The 15,721-nt window shown below is 68.4% G+C and carries 18 protein-coding genes; 6 read left to right on the forward strand and 12 right to left on the reverse strand.

Annotation, left to right across the window (positions count from 1 at the left end):
- Nucleotides 1-42: 42 nt before the first annotated feature.
- Nucleotides 43-1,038 carry a bile acid:sodium symporter family protein gene (locus LPB260_RS19955; RefSeq protein WP_208707609.1) on the reverse strand — a complete coding sequence of 332 codons (996 nt, stop codon included), beginning with the start codon at nucleotides 1,036-1,038 and terminating at the stop codon, nucleotides 43-45.
- 97 nt (nucleotides 1,039-1,135) lie between these two features.
- Here LPB260_RS19955 and LPB260_RS19960 point away from each other — a divergent pair, with 97 nt between their 5' ends.
- A complete protein-coding gene (locus LPB260_RS19960; RefSeq protein WP_208707610.1) occupies nucleotides 1,136-1,927 on the forward strand; it encodes a helix-turn-helix domain-containing protein in 792 nt (263 codons plus the stop codon).
- A 16-nt stretch (nucleotides 1,928-1,943) separates the two neighbouring features.
- Here LPB260_RS19960 and LPB260_RS19965 read toward each other — a convergent pair whose 3' ends face one another.
- Nucleotides 1,944-2,216, reverse strand: coding sequence for a YheV family putative zinc ribbon protein (locus tag LPB260_RS19965; protein ID WP_208707611.1), 273 nt, complete (start codon nucleotides 2,214-2,216; stop codon nucleotides 1,944-1,946).
- Nucleotides 2,217-2,227: 11 nt separating this feature from the next.
- Nucleotides 2,228-4,276 (reverse strand): oligopeptidase A, encoded by a 2,049-nt coding sequence (prlC, locus tag LPB260_RS19970; RefSeq protein ID WP_208707612.1) that lies wholly within the window; start codon nucleotides 4,274-4,276, stop codon nucleotides 2,228-2,230.
- 136 nt (nucleotides 4,277-4,412) lie between these two features.
- Here prlC and LPB260_RS19975 point away from each other — a divergent pair, with 136 nt between their 5' ends.
- Nucleotides 4,413-4,958 carry a gamma carbonic anhydrase family protein gene (locus LPB260_RS19975; protein WP_208707613.1) on the forward strand — a complete coding sequence of 182 codons (546 nt, stop codon included), beginning with the start codon at nucleotides 4,413-4,415 and terminating at the stop codon, nucleotides 4,956-4,958.
- A 23-nt stretch (nucleotides 4,959-4,981) separates the two neighbouring features.
- Nucleotides 4,982-5,629 carry an HAD family hydrolase gene (locus LPB260_RS19980; protein WP_208707614.1) on the forward strand — a complete coding sequence of 216 codons (648 nt, stop codon included), beginning with the start codon at nucleotides 4,982-4,984 and terminating at the stop codon, nucleotides 5,627-5,629.
- A gap of 25 nt (nucleotides 5,630-5,654) precedes the next feature.
- Here LPB260_RS19980 and LPB260_RS19985 read toward each other — a convergent pair whose 3' ends face one another.
- Together LPB260_RS19985 and LPB260_RS19990 are read right to left on the reverse strand one after the other, a co-directional pair.
- On the reverse strand, nucleotides 5,655-5,885 hold the full coding sequence (locus LPB260_RS19985) for a DUF1161 domain-containing protein (RefSeq protein ID WP_208707615.1): 231 nt from the start codon (nucleotides 5,883-5,885) through the stop codon (nucleotides 5,655-5,657).
- 30 nt (nucleotides 5,886-5,915) lie between these two features.
- A complete protein-coding gene (locus LPB260_RS19990; RefSeq protein ID WP_208707616.1) occupies nucleotides 5,916-7,025 on the reverse strand; it encodes an aminopeptidase in 1,110 nt (369 codons plus the stop codon).
- Nucleotides 7,026-7,110: 85 nt separating this feature from the next.
- Between LPB260_RS19990 and LPB260_RS19995 the strand changes: the two genes are divergently transcribed.
- Nucleotides 7,111-7,533 (forward strand): hypothetical protein, encoded by a 423-nt coding sequence (locus LPB260_RS19995; RefSeq protein ID WP_208710055.1) that lies wholly within the window; start codon nucleotides 7,111-7,113, stop codon nucleotides 7,531-7,533.
- Nucleotides 7,534-7,546: 13 nt separating this feature from the next.
- Here the strand turns inward: LPB260_RS19995 and LPB260_RS20000 are convergent, their stop codons facing one another.
- The 3 genes from LPB260_RS20000 to LPB260_RS20010 all read right to left on the reverse strand — a co-directional run bounded on the left by LPB260_RS20000 (nucleotide 7,547) and on the right by LPB260_RS20010 (nucleotide 9,940).
- Nucleotides 7,547-8,551 carry an LLM class flavin-dependent oxidoreductase gene (locus tag LPB260_RS20000; RefSeq protein WP_208707617.1) on the reverse strand — a complete coding sequence of 335 codons (1,005 nt, stop codon included), beginning with the start codon at nucleotides 8,549-8,551 and terminating at the stop codon, nucleotides 7,547-7,549.
- Nucleotides 8,552-8,749: 198 nt separating this feature from the next.
- A complete protein-coding gene (locus LPB260_RS20005; RefSeq protein WP_208707618.1) occupies nucleotides 8,750-8,965 on the reverse strand; it encodes a dodecin in 216 nt (71 codons plus the stop codon).
- A gap of 87 nt (nucleotides 8,966-9,052) precedes the next feature.
- Nucleotides 9,053-9,940 (reverse strand): LysR family transcriptional regulator, encoded by an 888-nt coding sequence (locus LPB260_RS20010; protein ID WP_208707619.1) that lies wholly within the window; start codon nucleotides 9,938-9,940, stop codon nucleotides 9,053-9,055.
- A 106-nt stretch (nucleotides 9,941-10,046) separates the two neighbouring features.
- On the opposite strand from LPB260_RS20010, the gene trpB reads away from it, so the two are divergent.
- Nucleotides 10,047-11,258 carry a tryptophan synthase subunit beta gene (gene trpB, locus LPB260_RS20015; RefSeq protein WP_208707620.1) on the forward strand — a complete coding sequence of 404 codons (1,212 nt, stop codon included), beginning with the start codon at nucleotides 10,047-10,049 and terminating at the stop codon, nucleotides 11,256-11,258.
- A complete protein-coding gene (gene trpA, locus LPB260_RS20020) occupies nucleotides 11,255-12,064 on the forward strand; it encodes a tryptophan synthase subunit alpha (RefSeq protein ID WP_208707621.1) in 810 nt (269 codons plus the stop codon). Before trpB ends, trpA begins: the two co-directional genes overlap by 4 nt.
- A gap of 180 nt (nucleotides 12,065-12,244) precedes the next feature.
- Here the strand turns inward: trpA and LPB260_RS20025 are convergent, their stop codons facing one another.
- The 4 genes from LPB260_RS20025 to LPB260_RS20040 form a co-directional block, all read right to left on the reverse strand.
- A complete protein-coding gene (locus tag LPB260_RS20025; RefSeq protein WP_218281505.1) occupies nucleotides 12,245-12,730 on the reverse strand; it encodes a redoxin domain-containing protein in 486 nt (161 codons plus the stop codon).
- 95 nt (nucleotides 12,731-12,825) lie between these two features.
- Complete coding sequence (locus LPB260_RS20030) at nucleotides 12,826-13,410, reverse strand: hypothetical protein (RefSeq protein ID WP_208707622.1); 585 nt, start codon at nucleotides 13,408-13,410, stop codon at nucleotides 12,826-12,828.
- A complete protein-coding gene (locus LPB260_RS20035) occupies nucleotides 13,407-14,657 on the reverse strand; it encodes a peptidylprolyl isomerase (protein ID WP_208707623.1) in 1,251 nt (416 codons plus the stop codon). Before LPB260_RS20035 ends, LPB260_RS20030 begins: the two co-directional genes overlap by 4 nt.
- Nucleotide 14,658: 1 nt before the next feature.
- Nucleotides 14,659-15,648: a phospholipase gene (locus LPB260_RS20040; protein WP_208707624.1), complete on the reverse strand. Its 990-nt coding sequence runs from the start codon at nucleotides 15,646-15,648 to the stop codon at nucleotides 14,659-14,661.
- Nucleotides 15,649-15,721 lie beyond the last annotated feature (73 nt).

Raw genomic sequence — 15,721 nt, forward strand, 5'->3', positions numbered from 1 at the left:
CGTTTCACCAAGTGTCCGTCGTCGCCGTCGCCCGCCAGCCGCTCAGGACGCCCGAGTCGCGCCCAGAGCCGCGTCGAGCGGCCGTTTGGCGTAACGCTGGGCCAGCACCGCACAGACCATCAGCTGGATCTGGTGGAACAGCATCAGCGGCAGGATCAGCAGGCCCAGCGGGCCGCCGGCGAACAGCACCTGGGCCATGGGAATGCCGGTGGCCAGGCTCTTTTTCGAACCGCAGAAGAGGATGGTGATACGGTCTTCCTGGTCGAAGCCCAGCCACCTGCCGAGCAGCTGGGTCAGCAACAGCATCAGCGCCAGCAGCACGACGCAGGCCAGCGCCAGGGCGAGCAGCTCAAGCGCTGCTACCTGCTGCCAGATGCCCGCCACCATCGCCTCGCTGAACGCGGCGTAGACCACCAGCAGGATCGAGCCCTGGTCGATGTACTTCAGCCAGTCCTTGTTGCGCCCGACCCAGGCGGCGATCCAGCGTCGGGCGACCTGCCCGGCGATAAAGGGCACCAGCAACTGCAGGGTGATCTTGCCGATGGCGTCCAGGGTCGAGCCACCGCCGCCCTGCACGTCGAGCAGCAGCGCCACCAGCAGCGGGGTAAGGAAGATGCCGAACAGGCTGGAGGCCGCCGCGCTGCAGATCGCCGCCGGGATATTGCCACGGGCCAGGGAGGTGAAGGCGATGGCCGACTGCACCGTGGCCGGCAGGGCGCAGAGGTAGAGCATGCCCAGGTACAGCTGCTCGCCGACCAGCGGCGACAGCAGCGGCTTGAGCGCCAGGCCGAGCAGCGGGAACAGCACGAAGGTGCAGGCGAACACCAGCAGGTGCAGGCGCCAGTGGGCGGCGCCGGCGACGATCGCCTCGCGCGACAGCTTGGCGCCATGCAGGAAGAACAGCAGGGCGATGGCGGCATTGGTCAGCCAGCCGAAGGCCACCGCCGCCTGGCCACTGACCGGCAGCAGGGAGGCGGCGGCGACCACCGCGATCAGGGTCAGGGTGAAGTTGTCGGGCAACAGGCGGGAACGGGCCATGGCGATGAGTCCGAAGCAGGAATACGGGGCTTGCCACGCTGGGCACGCCCACACTACCTTGGCCACTGGATGCCGACTAACGCCATCGGGGCAGATAATGTCGCCAAACGGACAACCTCCACTGCCCGAACGGCAGATTCCCGCACTGCACCAGCTGCCACGGCCGCTCTACGCGCGCAACGAATCCCTGCCGCGCCAGGTCGGCACCGCCTGGCACAGCCACCCCTGGGTCCAGTTGTCCTATGCCATCGAAGGGGTGCTGCACGTGCACACCAGCGCCGGCAGCTTCGTCGCCCCACCGCAGCGGGCGATCTGGGTGCCCGCCGGTCTGGAGCACGGGGTGATCAGCTCGGCCAATACCGAGATGCGCAGCCTGTACCTGGACACCACCGTCACCGCCTGGGCACCAGAGCAGTGCCGGGTGCTGGAAATCGACCGGCTGACCCGCGAGCTGATCAACCGCTTCTGCGCCGGCCCGGTGGAATACGACGAACTGGGCGCGGACGGCCGTCTGGCCCAGGTGCTGCTGGATCAGCTGCGCGGCGCCGCGGAAGTCGGCCTGTCCCTGCCGCTGCCGCGCGACCCGCGCCTGCAGCCCATGTGCCGCCAGCTGCAGGCGCAGCCGGACGATGGCCGCAGTCTCGGCCAGTGGAGCGCCGAGCTGGCGCTGTCGGAGAAGACCCTGAGCCGCCTGCTGCTGCGCGACACCGGGCTGACCTTTCGCGCCTGGCGCCAGCGCCTGCGCCTGCTCGCGGCGCTGACCCCGCTGGAGCGGGGCCAGCGGGTCACCGACGTGGCCCTGGCCAGCGGCTACGACTCCACCTCGGCCTTTATCGCCGCCTTCCGCCAGCAGTTCGGCCGCACCCCCGGCGAATTCTTTCGCGACTAGCGGCGCGGCCGGGCGGCTAGTCCTTGGGCTTGTTCAGCTTGGGGTTGGGGAAGAACTGCACGGCCTTGACCTTGGGATCGGCGGCCTTGGGTTTCAGCGCGCTGACGTTGACCCGGGTCGGCAGTTCCTTGGGCACCGAGTTGCCGCGCTCGTCCAGGGTGTCGGCGTAGCCGCAGCTGACGCACTCGCGGTGCGGCACGCCGTCCTCGTCCCACATCTTGATGGTGTCCATCTCGCTGCAGGCCGGGCATACCGCACCGGCGATAAAACGTTTGGTGGAGATGCTCATGGTCGATCCGCTTACGCGGCCTCCTGGCTCAGGCCGAGGTGACGGAGCAGGGCGTCGATGCGCGGCTCGCGGCCGCGGAAGTCGACGAACAGCACCATGGGTTCCTCGGAGCCGCCGCGGGCGAGGATCGCCTCGCGGAACGCGCGGCCGGTGTCGCCGTTGAACACGCCCTCTTCCTCGAAGCGCGAGAAGGCGTCGGCCGACAGCACCTCGGCCCACTTGTAGCTGTAGTAACCGGCCGCGTAGCCACCGGCGAAGATGTGCGCGAAGCCGTTGGCGAAACGGTTGTAGGCCGGCGGACGCAGCACCGAGACCTCGTCGCGCACGCCCTCGAGCACCTGCAGCACGCTGCGGCCGTCGCCGTGGTGGGCGTGCAGCTCGAAGTCGAACAGCGAGAACTCCAGCTGGCGCACCATCATCAGCCCGGACTGGAAGTTCTTCGCCGCCAGCATCTTGTCCAGCAGGTCCCGGGGCAACGGCTCGCCGCTTTCGTAATGGCCGGAGATCAGCGCCAGGCCTTCCGGCTCCCAGCACCAGTTCTCCATGAACTGGCTGGGCAGCTCGACCGCGTCCCAGGCCACGCCGTTGATGCCCGAGGCACCGGCCTGCTCGACGCGGGTCAGCAGGTGGTGCAGGCCGTGGCCGAACTCGTGGAACAGGGTGGTGACCTCGTCGTGGGTCAGCAGCGCCGGCTTGCCGGGCGCGGCCGGGGTGAAGTTGCACACCAGGTTGGCCACCGGGCTGATCAGCTCGCCGCTGGCGCCGCGGCGCTTGTCGCGGGCGCCGTCCATCCAGGCGCCGCCGCGCTTGTGGGCGCGGGCGTAGAGGTCGAAGAAGAAGCGCCCGACGTGCACGCCGTTCTCCTTGATCTCGAACAGGCGCACGTCCGGGTGCCAGGTGTCGAAGCCGGAGAGCTCCTCGATCTGGATGCCGTAGAGCTTCTCGACGATGGCGAACAGGCCGCCGAGCACCTTGTCGATGGGGAAGTAGGGCCGCAGGATTTCCTGGGAAATGCTGTAGCGCTGCTCGCGCAGCTTCTCGGCGTAGTAGCCGACGTCCCAGCTCTGCAGGTCCGCGCAGCCCTGCTCGGCAGCGAAGGCGCGCAGCTCGTCCAGGTCCTGGGCGGCGAAGGGCTTGCTGCGCACGGCCAGGTCGCGCAGGAAGCTCAGCACCTGCTCGCTGGACTCGGCCATCTTGGTCGCCAGGCTCAGCTCGGCGTAGTTGGCGAAGCCGAGCAGCCGGGCCAGTTCCTGGCGCAGGTCGAGAATCTCCTGCATCACCGGGCCGTTGTCGTGCTCGCCGGCGTTCGGCCCCTGGTCGGAGGCGCGGGTGCAGTAGGCGGCATACAGCTCTTCGCGCAGCGCGCGGTCGTCGGCGTAGGTCATCACCGCGTAGTAGCTGGGGAACTCCAGGCTGATCAGCCAGCCGTCCAGGCCCTTGGCCTCGGCCGCCTGTTGCATCTGCGCCTTGGCCGACTCGGTCAGGCCGGCCAGCTGGGCCTCCTCGGTGACGTGCTTGGTCCAGGCCTGGGTGGCATCCAGCAGCTGGTTGGAGAAGCGGCTGCCGAGCTCGGCGAGCTTGCTCTGGATGGCGCCGAAGCGCTGCTTGTCGGCCTCCGCCAGGTCGATGCCGGACAGGTGGAAGTCGCGCAGCGCGTGCTTGAGGATGGTCTGCTGGGCCACCTCGAACCGGGCGGCGGCGGGGCTGTCGGCCAGGGCCTGGTAGGCCTGGTACAGCGCGCGGTTGTGGCCCAGTTCGGTCCAGTATTCCGACAGCTTGGGCAGGCAGGCCTCGTAGGCCTGGCGCAGTTCGGCGCTGTTGCACACCGCATTGAGGTGGCTGACCGGGCCCCAGGCGCGCCCCAGGCGCGCATGCAGCTCATCGAGCGCCAGCACCAGGCCGTCCCAGCTCGGTGTGCCAGACTGTTGCTTGAGCAGCTCGGCGATGGCCGCGCGACTGTCGGCGAGGATGGCATCTATCGCCGGCTCGACGTGCTCGGGACGGATGGCGGAATAGGGTGGCAGGTCGAAGTCTTGCAGCAGGGGGTTGTTCGCAGTCACGACTGAGTCACCTGTAACCAAGAGGAATTCATGCTGTGCCCGGCGCTGGCAAAAAGCCTGCAAAGCCGGGTTTCAGCGGATTTGCCGGCTATCTTAATTACAATCACCGCTCACCGCAGCTCAAGAGGTTTCTATCGTGGCGATTCGCAGTTACCAACAGTTCACCCCGCAACTCGGCGAGCGGGTGTTCGTCGACGCCTCCGCCGTGATCCTCGGCGACGTGGAGATCGGCGACGACAGCTCGGTCTGGCCGCTGGTGGTGATCCGCGGCGACATGCACAGCATCCGCATCGGCGAGCGCTCCAGCGTGCAGGATGGCAGCGTGCTGCACATCACCCACGCCGGGCCGTTCAACCCCGGCGGCTATCCGCTGAACATCGGCGACGACGTGACCGTCGGCCACAAGGTCACCCTGCACGGCTGCAGCGTCGGCAACCGGGTGCTGATCGGCATGGGCAGCATCGTCATGGACGGCGTGGTGATCGAGGACGAGGTGGTGCTCGGCGCCGGCAGCCTGGTGCCGCCAGGCAAGCGCCTGCAGAGCGGCTACCTGTACGTCGGCAGCCCGGCTAGGCAGGCCCGCCCGCTGACCGAGCAGGAACGCAGCTACTTCCGCTACAGCGCCGACAACTACGTGCGCCTGAAAGACCAGCACCTGATGGAAGGCTTTTCCTCCAACTGATCCCGCCCCGCACAAGGTTGTCCATGCACTACCAGAACCTCCTGTTCGACCTCGACGGCACCCTGACCGACCCGCGCGAGGGCATCACCCGTTCGGTGCAGCACGCCCTGGCGCGGCTGGGCATCGACGAGCCTGATCTGGCCAGCCTGGAGCACTTTATCGGCCCGCCGCTGCTGCAGTGCTTTATGCACAGCTATAACCTGGATGAGGCCACGGCCTGGCAGGCGGTCGGCCATTACCGCGAACGTTTCAGCGAGGTCGGCCTGTACGAGAACCGCGTGTTCGACGGCGTCGACGCCCTGCTCACGGCCCTGGCCGCACAGGATCGTCGCCTGTATATCGCCACCAGCAAGCCGACCCTGTTCGCCGAGCGGATCGCCGCGCACTTCGGCTTCGCCCGGCACTTCCAGGCGATCCATGGCAGCGAACTGGACGGCACGCGCACCGACAAGGCCGAACTGATCGGCCATCTGCTGCGGGTGGAGGACCTGAACCCGGCGGCCACGCTGATGATCGGCGACCGCAAGCACGACCTGATCGGCGCGCGGCGCAACGGCCTGGACGCGGCGGCGGTGGGTTATGGCTTCGGCAGCGCCGAGGAACTGCAGGCCGAGGCGCCGACCTACCACTTCGCCACCCTGGACGAACTGCGCCGGGCCTTCGCGGCCTAGGTGCCGTCGCTTTGGCTGGCCGGGCTCAGCCGTTCTTCTGGTAGATGATCTTCCTGGTGCCGTTGTCGCAGCTGCCGACCACCATGCTCGGGTCGTGCACCTCGTCGTTGGTCACGATCTCCAGGGTGTAGCTGGCCACCCCGGCGGCCTGGATCTTCACCTCGATCTCCTGCTTCAGCTCCTCGCAGGGCTTGGGCGCCGCCCAGCTGGCCGCGCTCAGCAGGCCGAGCAGCAAGACCACGATGCATCTGTTCATGGCACGGCACCTCTCTCGTTCGGACGATTCCTAGGGTTGGACCGCCGGCGCCGACGACCGGTTCTGTCCGGCGGCCGCCAGGGCCTGCAGCGCCTCGCTGCGTTTTTCTGGCGACAACTCGCCAAGCAGGGCGACGCGCCTGTAGAACGCCGGCCAGTCGCCGCCGACTTCGCCGAACAAGCGGGCGAAGGCCGGCACCCAGCGATCATAGAGGCCGAACGGCAGCAGCTTGGCGTTGTTCAGTGGCCCCTCGATCCAGGCATCGTAGCGGCCCACGCCGCCCCACTGGCGCTCGCGCAGCGTCCGGTAGTCGCGGCGCAGGCGTTCGAACTCGGCCTGCTTGGCGGTGCGCATGGCCGGCGCCGGCAGATCCCTGGCATACAGGGCGCGCAGGCGCTCGCGACTGGCCAGCACCAGTTCGGTGAACTGCGCGCGCTGCTGCTCCGATTGCGCATTCACCGCGGCCAGCCCCCGCGCCGCACGCCACTGACGCAGGCCCTCGTACTCGACGAAGCTGGCGAAGGACTCGTTGAACGCGGTGTCGTCGGCCACGTACAGCTGCTGGTGGGCCAGCTCATGGAAGATCACCGCCACCAGGCGCTCGTCGCTCCAGGCCAGCATGGTGTTGAGCAGCGGGTCGTCGAACCAGCCCAGGGTCGAATAGGCCTCGACGCCACCGATATAGGTGTCCAAGCCCTGATGGCGCAGCAGCGCCGCGGCCCCGCGGGCGCGGCCCTGGCGGTAGTAGCCGCGGTAAGCGACGCAACCGGCGACGGGAAAACAGTGCAACTCGGGCTCGACCGAGAACTCGGCGGTGGCGAACAGGTTCCACAGCACATAGGGCCGCTGCACATCGGCATACAGGCGATAGCTCCGATTGTCCGGCAGGCCCAGCGCGGCACTGGCGAAACGGCGCGCCTGCAGCGCCAGGGCCAGGCGCTCGCGCAGCGCCGCGGCGGTGGCGGGGTCGGCCAGCAGGGCCTCGACGGGCTGGCGCGCGCGCAACAGCTCGAGCTGGCCGCGGGCCAGCTGGGCGTAATAGTCCAGGGTGCTGCAGCCGCCCAGAAGCAACGCCGCCAGCAGCGGAACCCAGCGCCAGGCGGACGAGTCGATAAGGAAGAGGGCAGAGGCGCGCGTCATGCCGTCACGCTAGCGCATCGGCGCCACTGCCTCCAGTTCGGGATCGGCGTAGGCTGGTTCCATGACCCCCTTTTCGGAGAACCCCATGCGTCGCTTCGCCCTGATCGCCAGCCTGTCCCTGCTCGGTGCCTGCGCCTCACCGCTGCCGCCCCACGACCCGGGGCAGGCCTGGGTCGAGCTGTACAGCCCGGCCAGCGACCTGTTGATGGCCGACGAGCTGGACGGCAAGCGTCTCCGCGACGGCCGCTACTTCCAGGTATCGCCGGGCGCCCACGAGCTGATCAGCCGCTTCCAGTTCGATGTACCGGGTGGCGGTAACGGCTCCGACATGATGTCCGAGCCGATCCAGCGCACCTGCGAGATCCGCGTGCGCTACGCCGACTTCGCCGCCGGCAAGCGCTACCGCCTGGAGGCGCGCTCCATCATGTACAACGCCCAGGCCTGGTTGTACGACGACCAGCGCAACGTGCTGGCCCGTGGCCGGGTGCTGCGCTGCGGCACCTTCTAGCCGGTAAGGCGCGCTATGCGGCCTGGCGCAGTTCGGCCAGCAGTTCGAAGGAGCGCAGGCGATCATCGAAGTCGTAGAGGTCGCCGGTGAAGATCAGCTCGTCGGCGCCGGTCTGTTCCAGCAGCACCTCCAGCCGGGCTCGCACCTTCTGCGGGCCGCCGATCACCGCCAGGCCGAGGAAGTCGCCCACCGCCTGCTTTTCATGGGGCAGCCAGAGGCCATCCATGCTCGCCACCGGCGGGCGCTGCACCAGGCTCTGGCCACGCAACAGCGCAAGCACGCGCTGGTAGGCCGAGGTCGCCAGGTACTCCGCCCGCTCGTCGCTGTCGGCGGCCACCAGGGGCACGCCGAGCATCACATAGGGCCGCTCGAGCACCGCCGAGGCCTTGAAACTGTTGCGATAGACGCGAATGGCCTCGTGCAGGTAGCGCGGCGCGAAGTGCGAGGCGAAGGCGTAGGGTAGGCCCATCTCGCCGGCCAGCTGGGCGCTGAACAGGCTGGAGCCGAGCAGCCAGAGCGGCACCTGGGTGCCGCTGCCGGGCATGGCGATCACTCGCTGGTCCGCCGAGCGCGGGCCCAGGTAGCGCTGCAGCTCGGCGACATCCGCGGGGAAATCGTCGGCGCTGCCGGAGCGCTCGCGGCGCAGGGCCCGGGCGGTGAACTGGTCGGCGCCCGGAGCTCGACCCAGGCCCAGCTCGATGCGCCCCGGATAGAGGGTGGCAAGGGTGCCGAACTGTTCGGCGATCACCAGCGGCGCATGGTTGGGCAGCATCACCCCGCCCGAGCCGAGGCGGATGCTGCTGGTGCCGGCGGCCAGGTAGCCGAGCAGCACCGCGGTGGCCGAACTGGCGATGCCGTCCATGTTGTGATGCTCAGCGACCCAGAAGCGGCTGAAGCCAAGGCGCTCGGCGTGCTGGGCCAGCTTCAGCGAGTTGCCCAGGGCCTGGGCAGGATCGCCGTCGTCGCGGATCGGTGCGAGGTCGAGAATGGAAATCCTGGTCTGTGCTAGTACGCTCATCGGCCCGCCTGGTCGTAGACACCTGCTGATCGGCGCCGGGGCGGCGCCAATACCCGAGTGTAATAGTGGGGCTTGATGACGAAATTCCAAGGGCAGGCGACCAGTCGAGCGCTTGCCGCCGAGCGGCTGCGTTCGCCGCCGCAGGCTTCGGGGCCCTCGGTGGGCCCACTCCGCGCCTCGCCCGACCAGGCAGAAAACTCAACTATCGGCGATGCGGAAACCGACCTTGAGGGTCACCTGATAGTGACCGACCTTGCCATTGTCGATGTGGCCGCGGGTTTCCACCACCTCGAACCACTCCAGATTGCGAATGGACTTGGCGCACTCGGCCAGGGCGTTGTTGATCGCCTCGTCGGAACTGATGGGCGACGAGCCGACTATCTCGATCTTCTTGTAGGTGTGATGGTTCGACATGGCGATTCCTCCTCTGCGCGATAGTTAAACGCTAGACGAGAAGTGCCGGCCGTGCGGTGCGGATTCGGCAGTGGCAGGCTGCAGCGCTCACCCACCCAGCTCGCCACGCAACCACTCGGCCAGCTGCCGTGCGCGCCCATCCAGCTGCCGCGCCGGCACCCACAAGGCCAGCCGTGCCGGCGTCTCGACGAAGCCCCAGGGCGCGACCAGGCGGCCGCTGGCCAGGTCGTCGGCCACCAGCTGCTGCGGGGCGATGGCCACGCCCAGGCCGGCGGCGGCCGCCTCCAGCAGGTAGTAGAGGTGCTCGAAGCCCTGGCCCAGTTTCAGCGCGGTCGAATCCAGGCCGCTGCTGGCCGCCCAGCTCGGCCAGGCCTGGGGCCGCGAGCTGGTGTGCAGCAGTGGCTCGTTCAGCAGCGCCGCCGGCGATGCCTGGCGCAGCTCGGCGAAGCGCCCGTAATGCGGACTGAGCACCGGGCCGATGCGCTCGGCGGCCAGTTCGAACACCTGCATGTCCGCCGGCCAGGGCGGCTCGGCGAACAGCAGGGTGGCATCGACGCCGGCACGGCGCGGGTCCAGCTCGCCCTCGCTGGCCGACAGCTGCAGGCGCAGCTCCGGCAACTCGCGCTGCAGGCGATCCAAACGCGGAATGAACCAGCGTGCCAGCAGGCTGCCGGGGCAGGCGAGGACGAAGGGCGCCTCGGCCCGCCCCTGCTGCAGCTCGGCGCACACCGCGCGCAGGCGGGCGAACGCCTCGCCGCTGGCATCGCGCAGGCGCAGCCCGGCATCCGTGAGTTTTAGGCCGCGCCCTTCCTTGACGAACAGCGCCAACCCCAGGTGTTCTTCCAGCGCCCGGATCTGCCGGCTGACCGCACCGTGGGTTACATGCAGCTCGTCCGCCGCCAGGCTGACGCTCTGCAGGCGCGCCGCCGCTTCGAAGGCGCGTAGGGCATTGAGTGGGGGAAGCTCCTGACTCATATGTGAGATTTCCTGACATGTCCAGGCGATCTTATCGCTTTTATGATCGGTCCCACAGCCTTATCCTCTGCCCATCGCCCATTCGCACGCTCCCCAGGAGAACGCCATGACCTCTTTGACCACCGGCCCCGACGCCAACGGCCTGTTCGGCTCGTTCGGCGGCCAGTACGTCGCCGAAACCCTGATGCCGCTGATCCACGAACTGGCCGCCGAGTACGAGAAGGCCAAGCAGGACCCGTCATTCGCCGAGGAACTGGCCTACTTCCAGCGCGACTACGTCGGCCGGCCCAGTCCGTTGTACTTCGCCGAGCGCCTGACCGAGCACTGCGGCGGGGCGAAGATCTATCTCAAGCGCGAAGAGCTGAACCACACCGGCGCGCACAAGATCAACAACTGCATCGGCCAGATTCTCCTGGCCCGGCGCATGGGCAAGAAACGCATCATCGCCGAGACCGGCGCCGGCATGCACGGCGTGGCCACCGCCACCGTGGCCGCGCGCTTCGGCCTGGAATGCGTGATCTACATGGGCACCACCGATATCGATCGGCAGCAGGCCAACGTGTTTCGCATGAAGCTGCTCGGCGCCACCGTCATTCCAGTCGTCGCCGGCACCGGCACCCTCAAGGATGCGATGAACGAGGCCCTGCGCGACTGGGTGACCAACGTCGACAGCACCTTCTACCTGATCGGCACCGTGGCCGGCCCACACCCCTACCCGGCCATGGTGCGCGACTTCCAGGCGGTGATAGGCAAGGAGACCCGCGACCAGCTGCAGGCCCAGGAAGGCCGCCTGCCCGATTCCCTGGTTGCCTGTATCGGCGGCGGCTCCAACGCCATGGGCCTGTTCCACCCCTTCCTCGATGATGCCAGCGTGAAGATAGTCGGCGTCGAAGCGGCCGGTTACGGCATCGAAACCGGCAAGCATGCCGCCAGCCTGAACGGCGGGGTACCGGGCGTGCTGCACGGCAACCGCACCTTCCTGCTGCAGGACGACGACGGCCAGATCATCGACGCCCACTCGATCTCCGCCGGCCTCGATTACCCCGGCATCGGCCCGGAGCACGCCTGGTTGCATGACATCGGCCGCGTCGAATACACCTCGGTGACCGACGACGAGGCCCTGGCCGCCTTCCACCAGTGCTGCCGCCTGGAGGGCATCATCCCGGCCCTGGAAAGCGCCCACGCCCTGGCCGAAGTGTTCAAGCGCGCGCCCTCGCTGCCCAAGGATCACCTGATGGTGGTCAACCTGTCCGGCCGTGGCGACAAGGACATGCAGACCGTGATGCACCATATGAGCGAACAGGAGAAGCACGCATGAGCCGCCTGCAGAGCCGCTTTGCCGAGCTGAAACAGCAGAACCGCGCCGCCCTGGTGACCTTCGTCACCGCCGGCGATCCGAACTACGACGCCTCCCTGGCGATCCTCAAGGGCCTGCCGGGTGCCGGCGCCGATGTGATCGAACTGGGCATGCCCTTCACCGACCCCATGGCCGATGGTCCGGCGATTCAGCTGGCCAATATTCGCGCCCTGGCGGCCAAGCAGAACCTGAGCAAGACCCTGCAGATGGTCCGTGAATTCCGCGAAGGCGAGCAGAACACGCCGCTGGTGCTGATGGGCTACTTCAACCCCATTCACAAGTACGGCGTCCAGCGCTTTATCGCCGATGCCAAGGACGCGGGCGTCGATGGCCTGATCGTGGTGGACCTGCCGCCTGAGCATAACGCCGACCTCTGCGACCCGGCCCAGGCTGCCGGCCTGGACTTTATCCGCCTGACCACCCCGACCACCGACGATGCGCGCCTGCCTATAGTGCTGGGTGGCAGTTCGGGCTTCGTCTACTACGTCTCGGTGGCGGGCGTCACCGGCGCCGGTTCGGCCACCCTGGAGCACGTGCAGCAAGCGGTGGCGCGGCTGCGCCGGCATACCGAGCTGCCGATCAGCATCGGCTTCGGCATCCGCACCCCCGAGCACGCGGCGACCATCGCCCGCCTGGCCGACGGCGTGGTGGTCGGCTCGGCACTGATCGACCAGATCGCCAACGCCCAGGACGACAAGCAGGCGGTGGACGGCGTACTCGACCTGTGCCGCCAGCTGGCCGAAGGGGTACGCGGCGCGCGGGGCTAAGACACGCCGACAGGCACAAGAAAGCCGCTGCTTCCCTTGGGAGGCAGCGGCTTTTTCATGTCGGCCGTTCTGTTGCTGGGCAAGCAAGCGTTGTCCACCCTACCCAGCCATCGCGTTCGCCGAGGCTGGCAACTCGCCCAACGCTTTCCCGCGAACGCCACCCGGCTCGCGCCTGCCGATCTAGCTGGGCTCAGCAGCCTCGGCCAGCAACATGGCGATCTCCGCGCCGAGTGCCAGGTCGCTGACCTTGCCGAAATGCTGCTGGCGGATGTAGCCCTCTGCATCGATCAGAACCAGCGTGGGCGTGCCCTGCATCGCATAGTCGCGCATGGTGCATGGCACCGATCCCTGCGGGTCCGGCAAGTCGACGGCGACCGGAAAGTTGATGCGGTATTCGTGCAGGAAGGCAGCCAGGGAAGTCGGGGTCATGGCCTGGTGGTGCTCAAATACCGTATGCAGGCCGATCACGGCCACCTGCTCCGGGGAGAAGGTGGCGTGCACCCGCTGCGCCTGGGGCAGGCCTTCGCTCACGCAGCCCGGACAGAGCATCTGGAAGGCTTCCAGAACGATTACCTTGCCGCGCAGGCCCGCCACGCTCGGCGCCTGCTGAGTATTGAACCAGCGCTGCACCTGCCACTCGGGTGCAGGCATAAGTGAGTGGGTCATGGCGGACTCCCGTACAGGCGACAACAAGAGGGGACAGCTGTAGGTATAGACCTGCGCGCCGGCACCAGCCGCGTCCGCCCCATCCACAGGGCAGACTAGGGCACGCCCTGCAGCAGTTCCGGCGCCTCGCGCTGCAGTTTGCGCTGGAGCATCTCCAGCTGTTCCAGGGCGGCGCGGGCCTCGTCCAGCTCGGCGGCATTGCGCTCGCCCGACTGCGCCGCCTGCTCGATGCGCTCGCGGATGGCCGGGATCTGTTGCACGCCGCCGACGTAGGCCTGGATCTGCGCGCGGCTGTGCTGGTCTTCGAAGGCCTGGTACTGCGCCGGATCGGCCAGCACCGCCGGCGATGGCGTGGGGCGCGGTTCGAGCTCGCCCAGGGCCGGGCTGCGCGGGTCGCCGCGTTCGAGCATGAGCTGCATCAGCAGCTGGGCCTCCAGCGGATCGAGGCCGGGCGGAAGCGGCGCCTCGGCAGGCGGCTGCTCCGCGGCGGCGCTGACTGTCGCGGGCGCCTTGGCGGCAGCGGGCGCCGCCACGACAGGCGCCGGCGGGACGAGCTCGGGCGTTTGCACGGCCTGGGCCGGCGCGGGCTGGCGAACCGGCGCCGCCCCTGGCGCCAACCAGAGGGTCAGGGCCACGGCGCCGGCACAGCCGAGCAGCGCCGCACCCAGCCAGCGCTTCACAGGCCTTCCACCCGGGCCTCGTCCAGCAATGCCTGCAGACGCGCCTGGAACTGCGCGGCCAGCTGCTGCTTGGCCACCGCCTGGTTGACCTCGTAGCGCACGCTGGGGTCGCTCAGGGGCAGCTGGCGATCCTCACGTGCACGCACCTGGACGATCTCGAAGGCGCCGTCGATCAGCATCGGTTGGGACAGGGTGCCGGCCTTCTGCAGCAGGGCGGTCTTGCGCAGGAAGTCCAGCTGGCCGTCCTGCGGGCGGATCAGGCCGAGATCGCCGGCTGGCTCACGGTCCTTGTCAGCGGCCAGGGAGTAGCGGCGCACCGCCTCGTCGAAGGCCAGGCCGGCCTGCAGTTCGGCGTAGACCCGGTCGGCGCTGGCCTGGTCGGCCAGGCGGATGTGCGCGGCCTGCACCTCGGCGACGTTGCGGTATTGCCCCAGGTGGCGGCGGTAGTAGGCCTCGGCCTCGGCATCGCTGACCTGGCGCGCCAGCTGCTTGAGGCTCTCGGTTTCGTGGTGGAAGTCGTTGTGCAGGCCGATCTGGTGCAGGTACTGGTGACGGATCAGCTTGTCGCGCACCAGCTGTCGCAGGCCCTCGCGCTCGGCCACGTCGAAGCCCTGCCCGGCCAGCTGGTACCAGAGGTAGTCGCGCAGCACATGCTGACGCACCTGCTCGGCCAGGTAGGCGAGGTTGCCCTGCTGCAATTCCACTCGGCCCTGGACATTGTCGCCCTGGTACAGCGCCAGCAGGTCGAGGCGCCGCTCCGGCTGGCCGGGGAACTGCCAGGCGATCAGCGCCACCTCGGCCGCCTGCGCCTGCTGCGCCGCGCTCAGTTGCAGGCTGTCGAGCACCACGCCCTGCTGCGCGGGCGCCAGCACCTGGCGCAGCTGCCCGGCACTCAGTGGTTGCGGCTGGCGCAGGAAGGGCCGCACGTCATGCTCGAAGCGGCGGCCATGGACCTGCTCGATCAGGTTGGCCGCCTCGACCTCGACCAGGCCATCCAGCTCGGTGCGGTAGTTCGGCAGCAGCTCGGCCTCGACCACGCGGGCCAGCAGGCGATTCTCCACCAGGCCGCGGCGCAGCTGCGCCGGGTCGGTGTTGAACTTGATCCGGGTCAGGGCCCGTTCGAGCAGCTCGATGCTCTTGCCCGGCAGGCGTTCACCGTCGACGCGCAGATCCTGCGCGGCCAGGGCCGGCAGGCCAATGCCCGCCAGCCCCAGCACGATCAGGGCACGGCTCAGGAAAGCCGCCACCTCAGAGCCCGCCCTGGCCGTAGAAGCTGTTCGCCCCCTTGGTCAGCACGTTGACGGTCAACGCGATGGACTCCGGAATCAGCGACTTGGCCACGCGCAGACGCGTGGCGTAGCTGGTGTCGTAGAGCGGCTCGGGATGCTGGTAGGCGACCTGGGCGGTCTGCGTCAGCAGGTCGCGCAACGGCTTCTGCGGATCGTAGCGGCCGACCAGGTTGGCCACCGCCGCCGGGTCGTTGAGGCGCTCGCGGAAGTAATGGTCGTCGACCCAGCCTTCCCAGCCGGAGTGGCCGTTGCCCGAGGTGACCCAGGCGTGGTGCGGCTGGGCCACGTCGCCGGTGGCGTGCAGCGAATAGCCGATGGTCTGCAGCGAGGGCGCGGTCTTGAACTGGTCGAACCAGTACTTGGCCAGGTTGTCGATCGGCTGGAAGGCGGCGGTCTGGAAGTCGCCGTAGTGCTCCTGCCAGTTCGAGCGGCTGCCCTGGCGGTAATGCGCCTCGGTGCTGTCGAAGTCGCTCTTCTTCAGCTCGCGGTTGTACAGGTAGACCATGGCGTACCAGTCGACGTCGCCGCTCCAGCTGCCGTCCACCTTGCGGTAGCGGTAGTCGTAGCCGCCATGGTCGTTGCCGTGGCTGTCGCCCTGGCGGGCCATGTTGATGAAGTGCCAGTAGGAGGTGTAGTTGACGATGGAAGCGGCGGCGCCGCCCACCGGGGCGTGCTCGTAGCCGATCCACCAGCCGCCGAGGCGGGTGTCCTTGAAGTCGTCGACATCGTAGGCGGCCTGGCCGAGGATCTCGCCGGCGCGGGCTTCGCTGCCGGCGGCGCCGACATAGAACTGGTAGGCGCGGCGCATCTCGGCGCTGGCCGAACCTGAGTTCATGAACGCCAGGGCATCCTTGACGATGTTCTTGTGGGTGGGTTGCGACCAGGCGGCCGCCTGACCGGCGCAGCAGGCCAGGCCTAGACCAAGGGCCAGGGTGGAGATCGTTTTCATGGGCAGGGCGCTCTTTTGTTGTTGGAGTCGAGCATTGCTAACCGGCGCCGATGGCAAAACCATGACAACGCCG

It is taken from the genome of Pseudomonas sp. LPB0260 (assembly GCF_013388395.1).

What these genes read in the sequence shown, in the direction of transcription:
- LPB260_RS19955 (WP_208707609.1), bottom strand. Translation starts at nt 1,038, where the DNA reads ATGGCCCGTTCCCGCCTGTTGCCCGACAACTTCACCCTGACCCTGATC.
- LPB260_RS19960 (WP_208707610.1), top strand. Translation starts at nt 1,136, where the DNA reads ATGTCGCCAAACGGACAACCTCCACTGCCCGAACGGCAGATTCCCGCA.
- LPB260_RS19965 (WP_208707611.1), bottom strand. Translation starts at nt 2,216, where the DNA reads ATGAGCATCTCCACCAAACGTTTTATCGCCGGTGCGGTATGCCCGGCC.
- LPB260_RS19980 (WP_208707614.1), top strand. Translation starts at nt 4,982, where the DNA reads ATGCACTACCAGAACCTCCTGTTCGACCTCGACGGCACCCTGACCGAC.
- LPB260_RS19985 (WP_208707615.1), bottom strand. Translation starts at nt 5,885, where the DNA reads ATGAACAGATGCATCGTGGTCTTGCTGCTCGGCCTGCTGAGCGCGGCC.
- LPB260_RS19990 (WP_208707616.1), bottom strand. Translation starts at nt 7,025, where the DNA reads ATGACGCGCGCCTCTGCCCTCTTCCTTATCGACTCGTCCGCCTGGCGC.
- LPB260_RS19995 (WP_208710055.1), top strand. Translation starts at nt 7,111, where the DNA reads ATGCGTCGCTTCGCCCTGATCGCCAGCCTGTCCCTGCTCGGTGCCTGC.
- LPB260_RS20000 (WP_208707617.1), bottom strand. Translation starts at nt 8,551, where the DNA reads ATGAGCGTACTAGCACAGACCAGGATTTCCATTCTCGACCTCGCACCG.
- LPB260_RS20005 (WP_208707618.1), bottom strand. Translation starts at nt 8,965, where the DNA reads ATGTCGAACCATCACACCTACAAGAAGATCGAGATAGTCGGCTCGTCG.
- LPB260_RS20010 (WP_208707619.1), bottom strand. Translation starts at nt 9,940, where the DNA reads ATGAGTCAGGAGCTTCCCCCACTCAATGCCCTACGCGCCTTCGAAGCG.
- trpB (WP_208707620.1), top strand. Translation starts at nt 10,047, where the DNA reads ATGACCTCTTTGACCACCGGCCCCGACGCCAACGGCCTGTTCGGCTCG.
- trpA (WP_208707621.1), top strand. Translation starts at nt 11,255, where the DNA reads ATGAGCCGCCTGCAGAGCCGCTTTGCCGAGCTGAAACAGCAGAACCGC.
- LPB260_RS20025 (WP_218281505.1), bottom strand. Translation starts at nt 12,730, where the DNA reads ATGACCCACTCACTTATGCCTGCACCCGAGTGGCAGGTGCAGCGCTGG.
- LPB260_RS20040 (WP_208707624.1), bottom strand. Translation starts at nt 15,648, where the DNA reads ATGAAAACGATCTCCACCCTGGCCCTTGGTCTAGGCCTGGCCTGCTGC.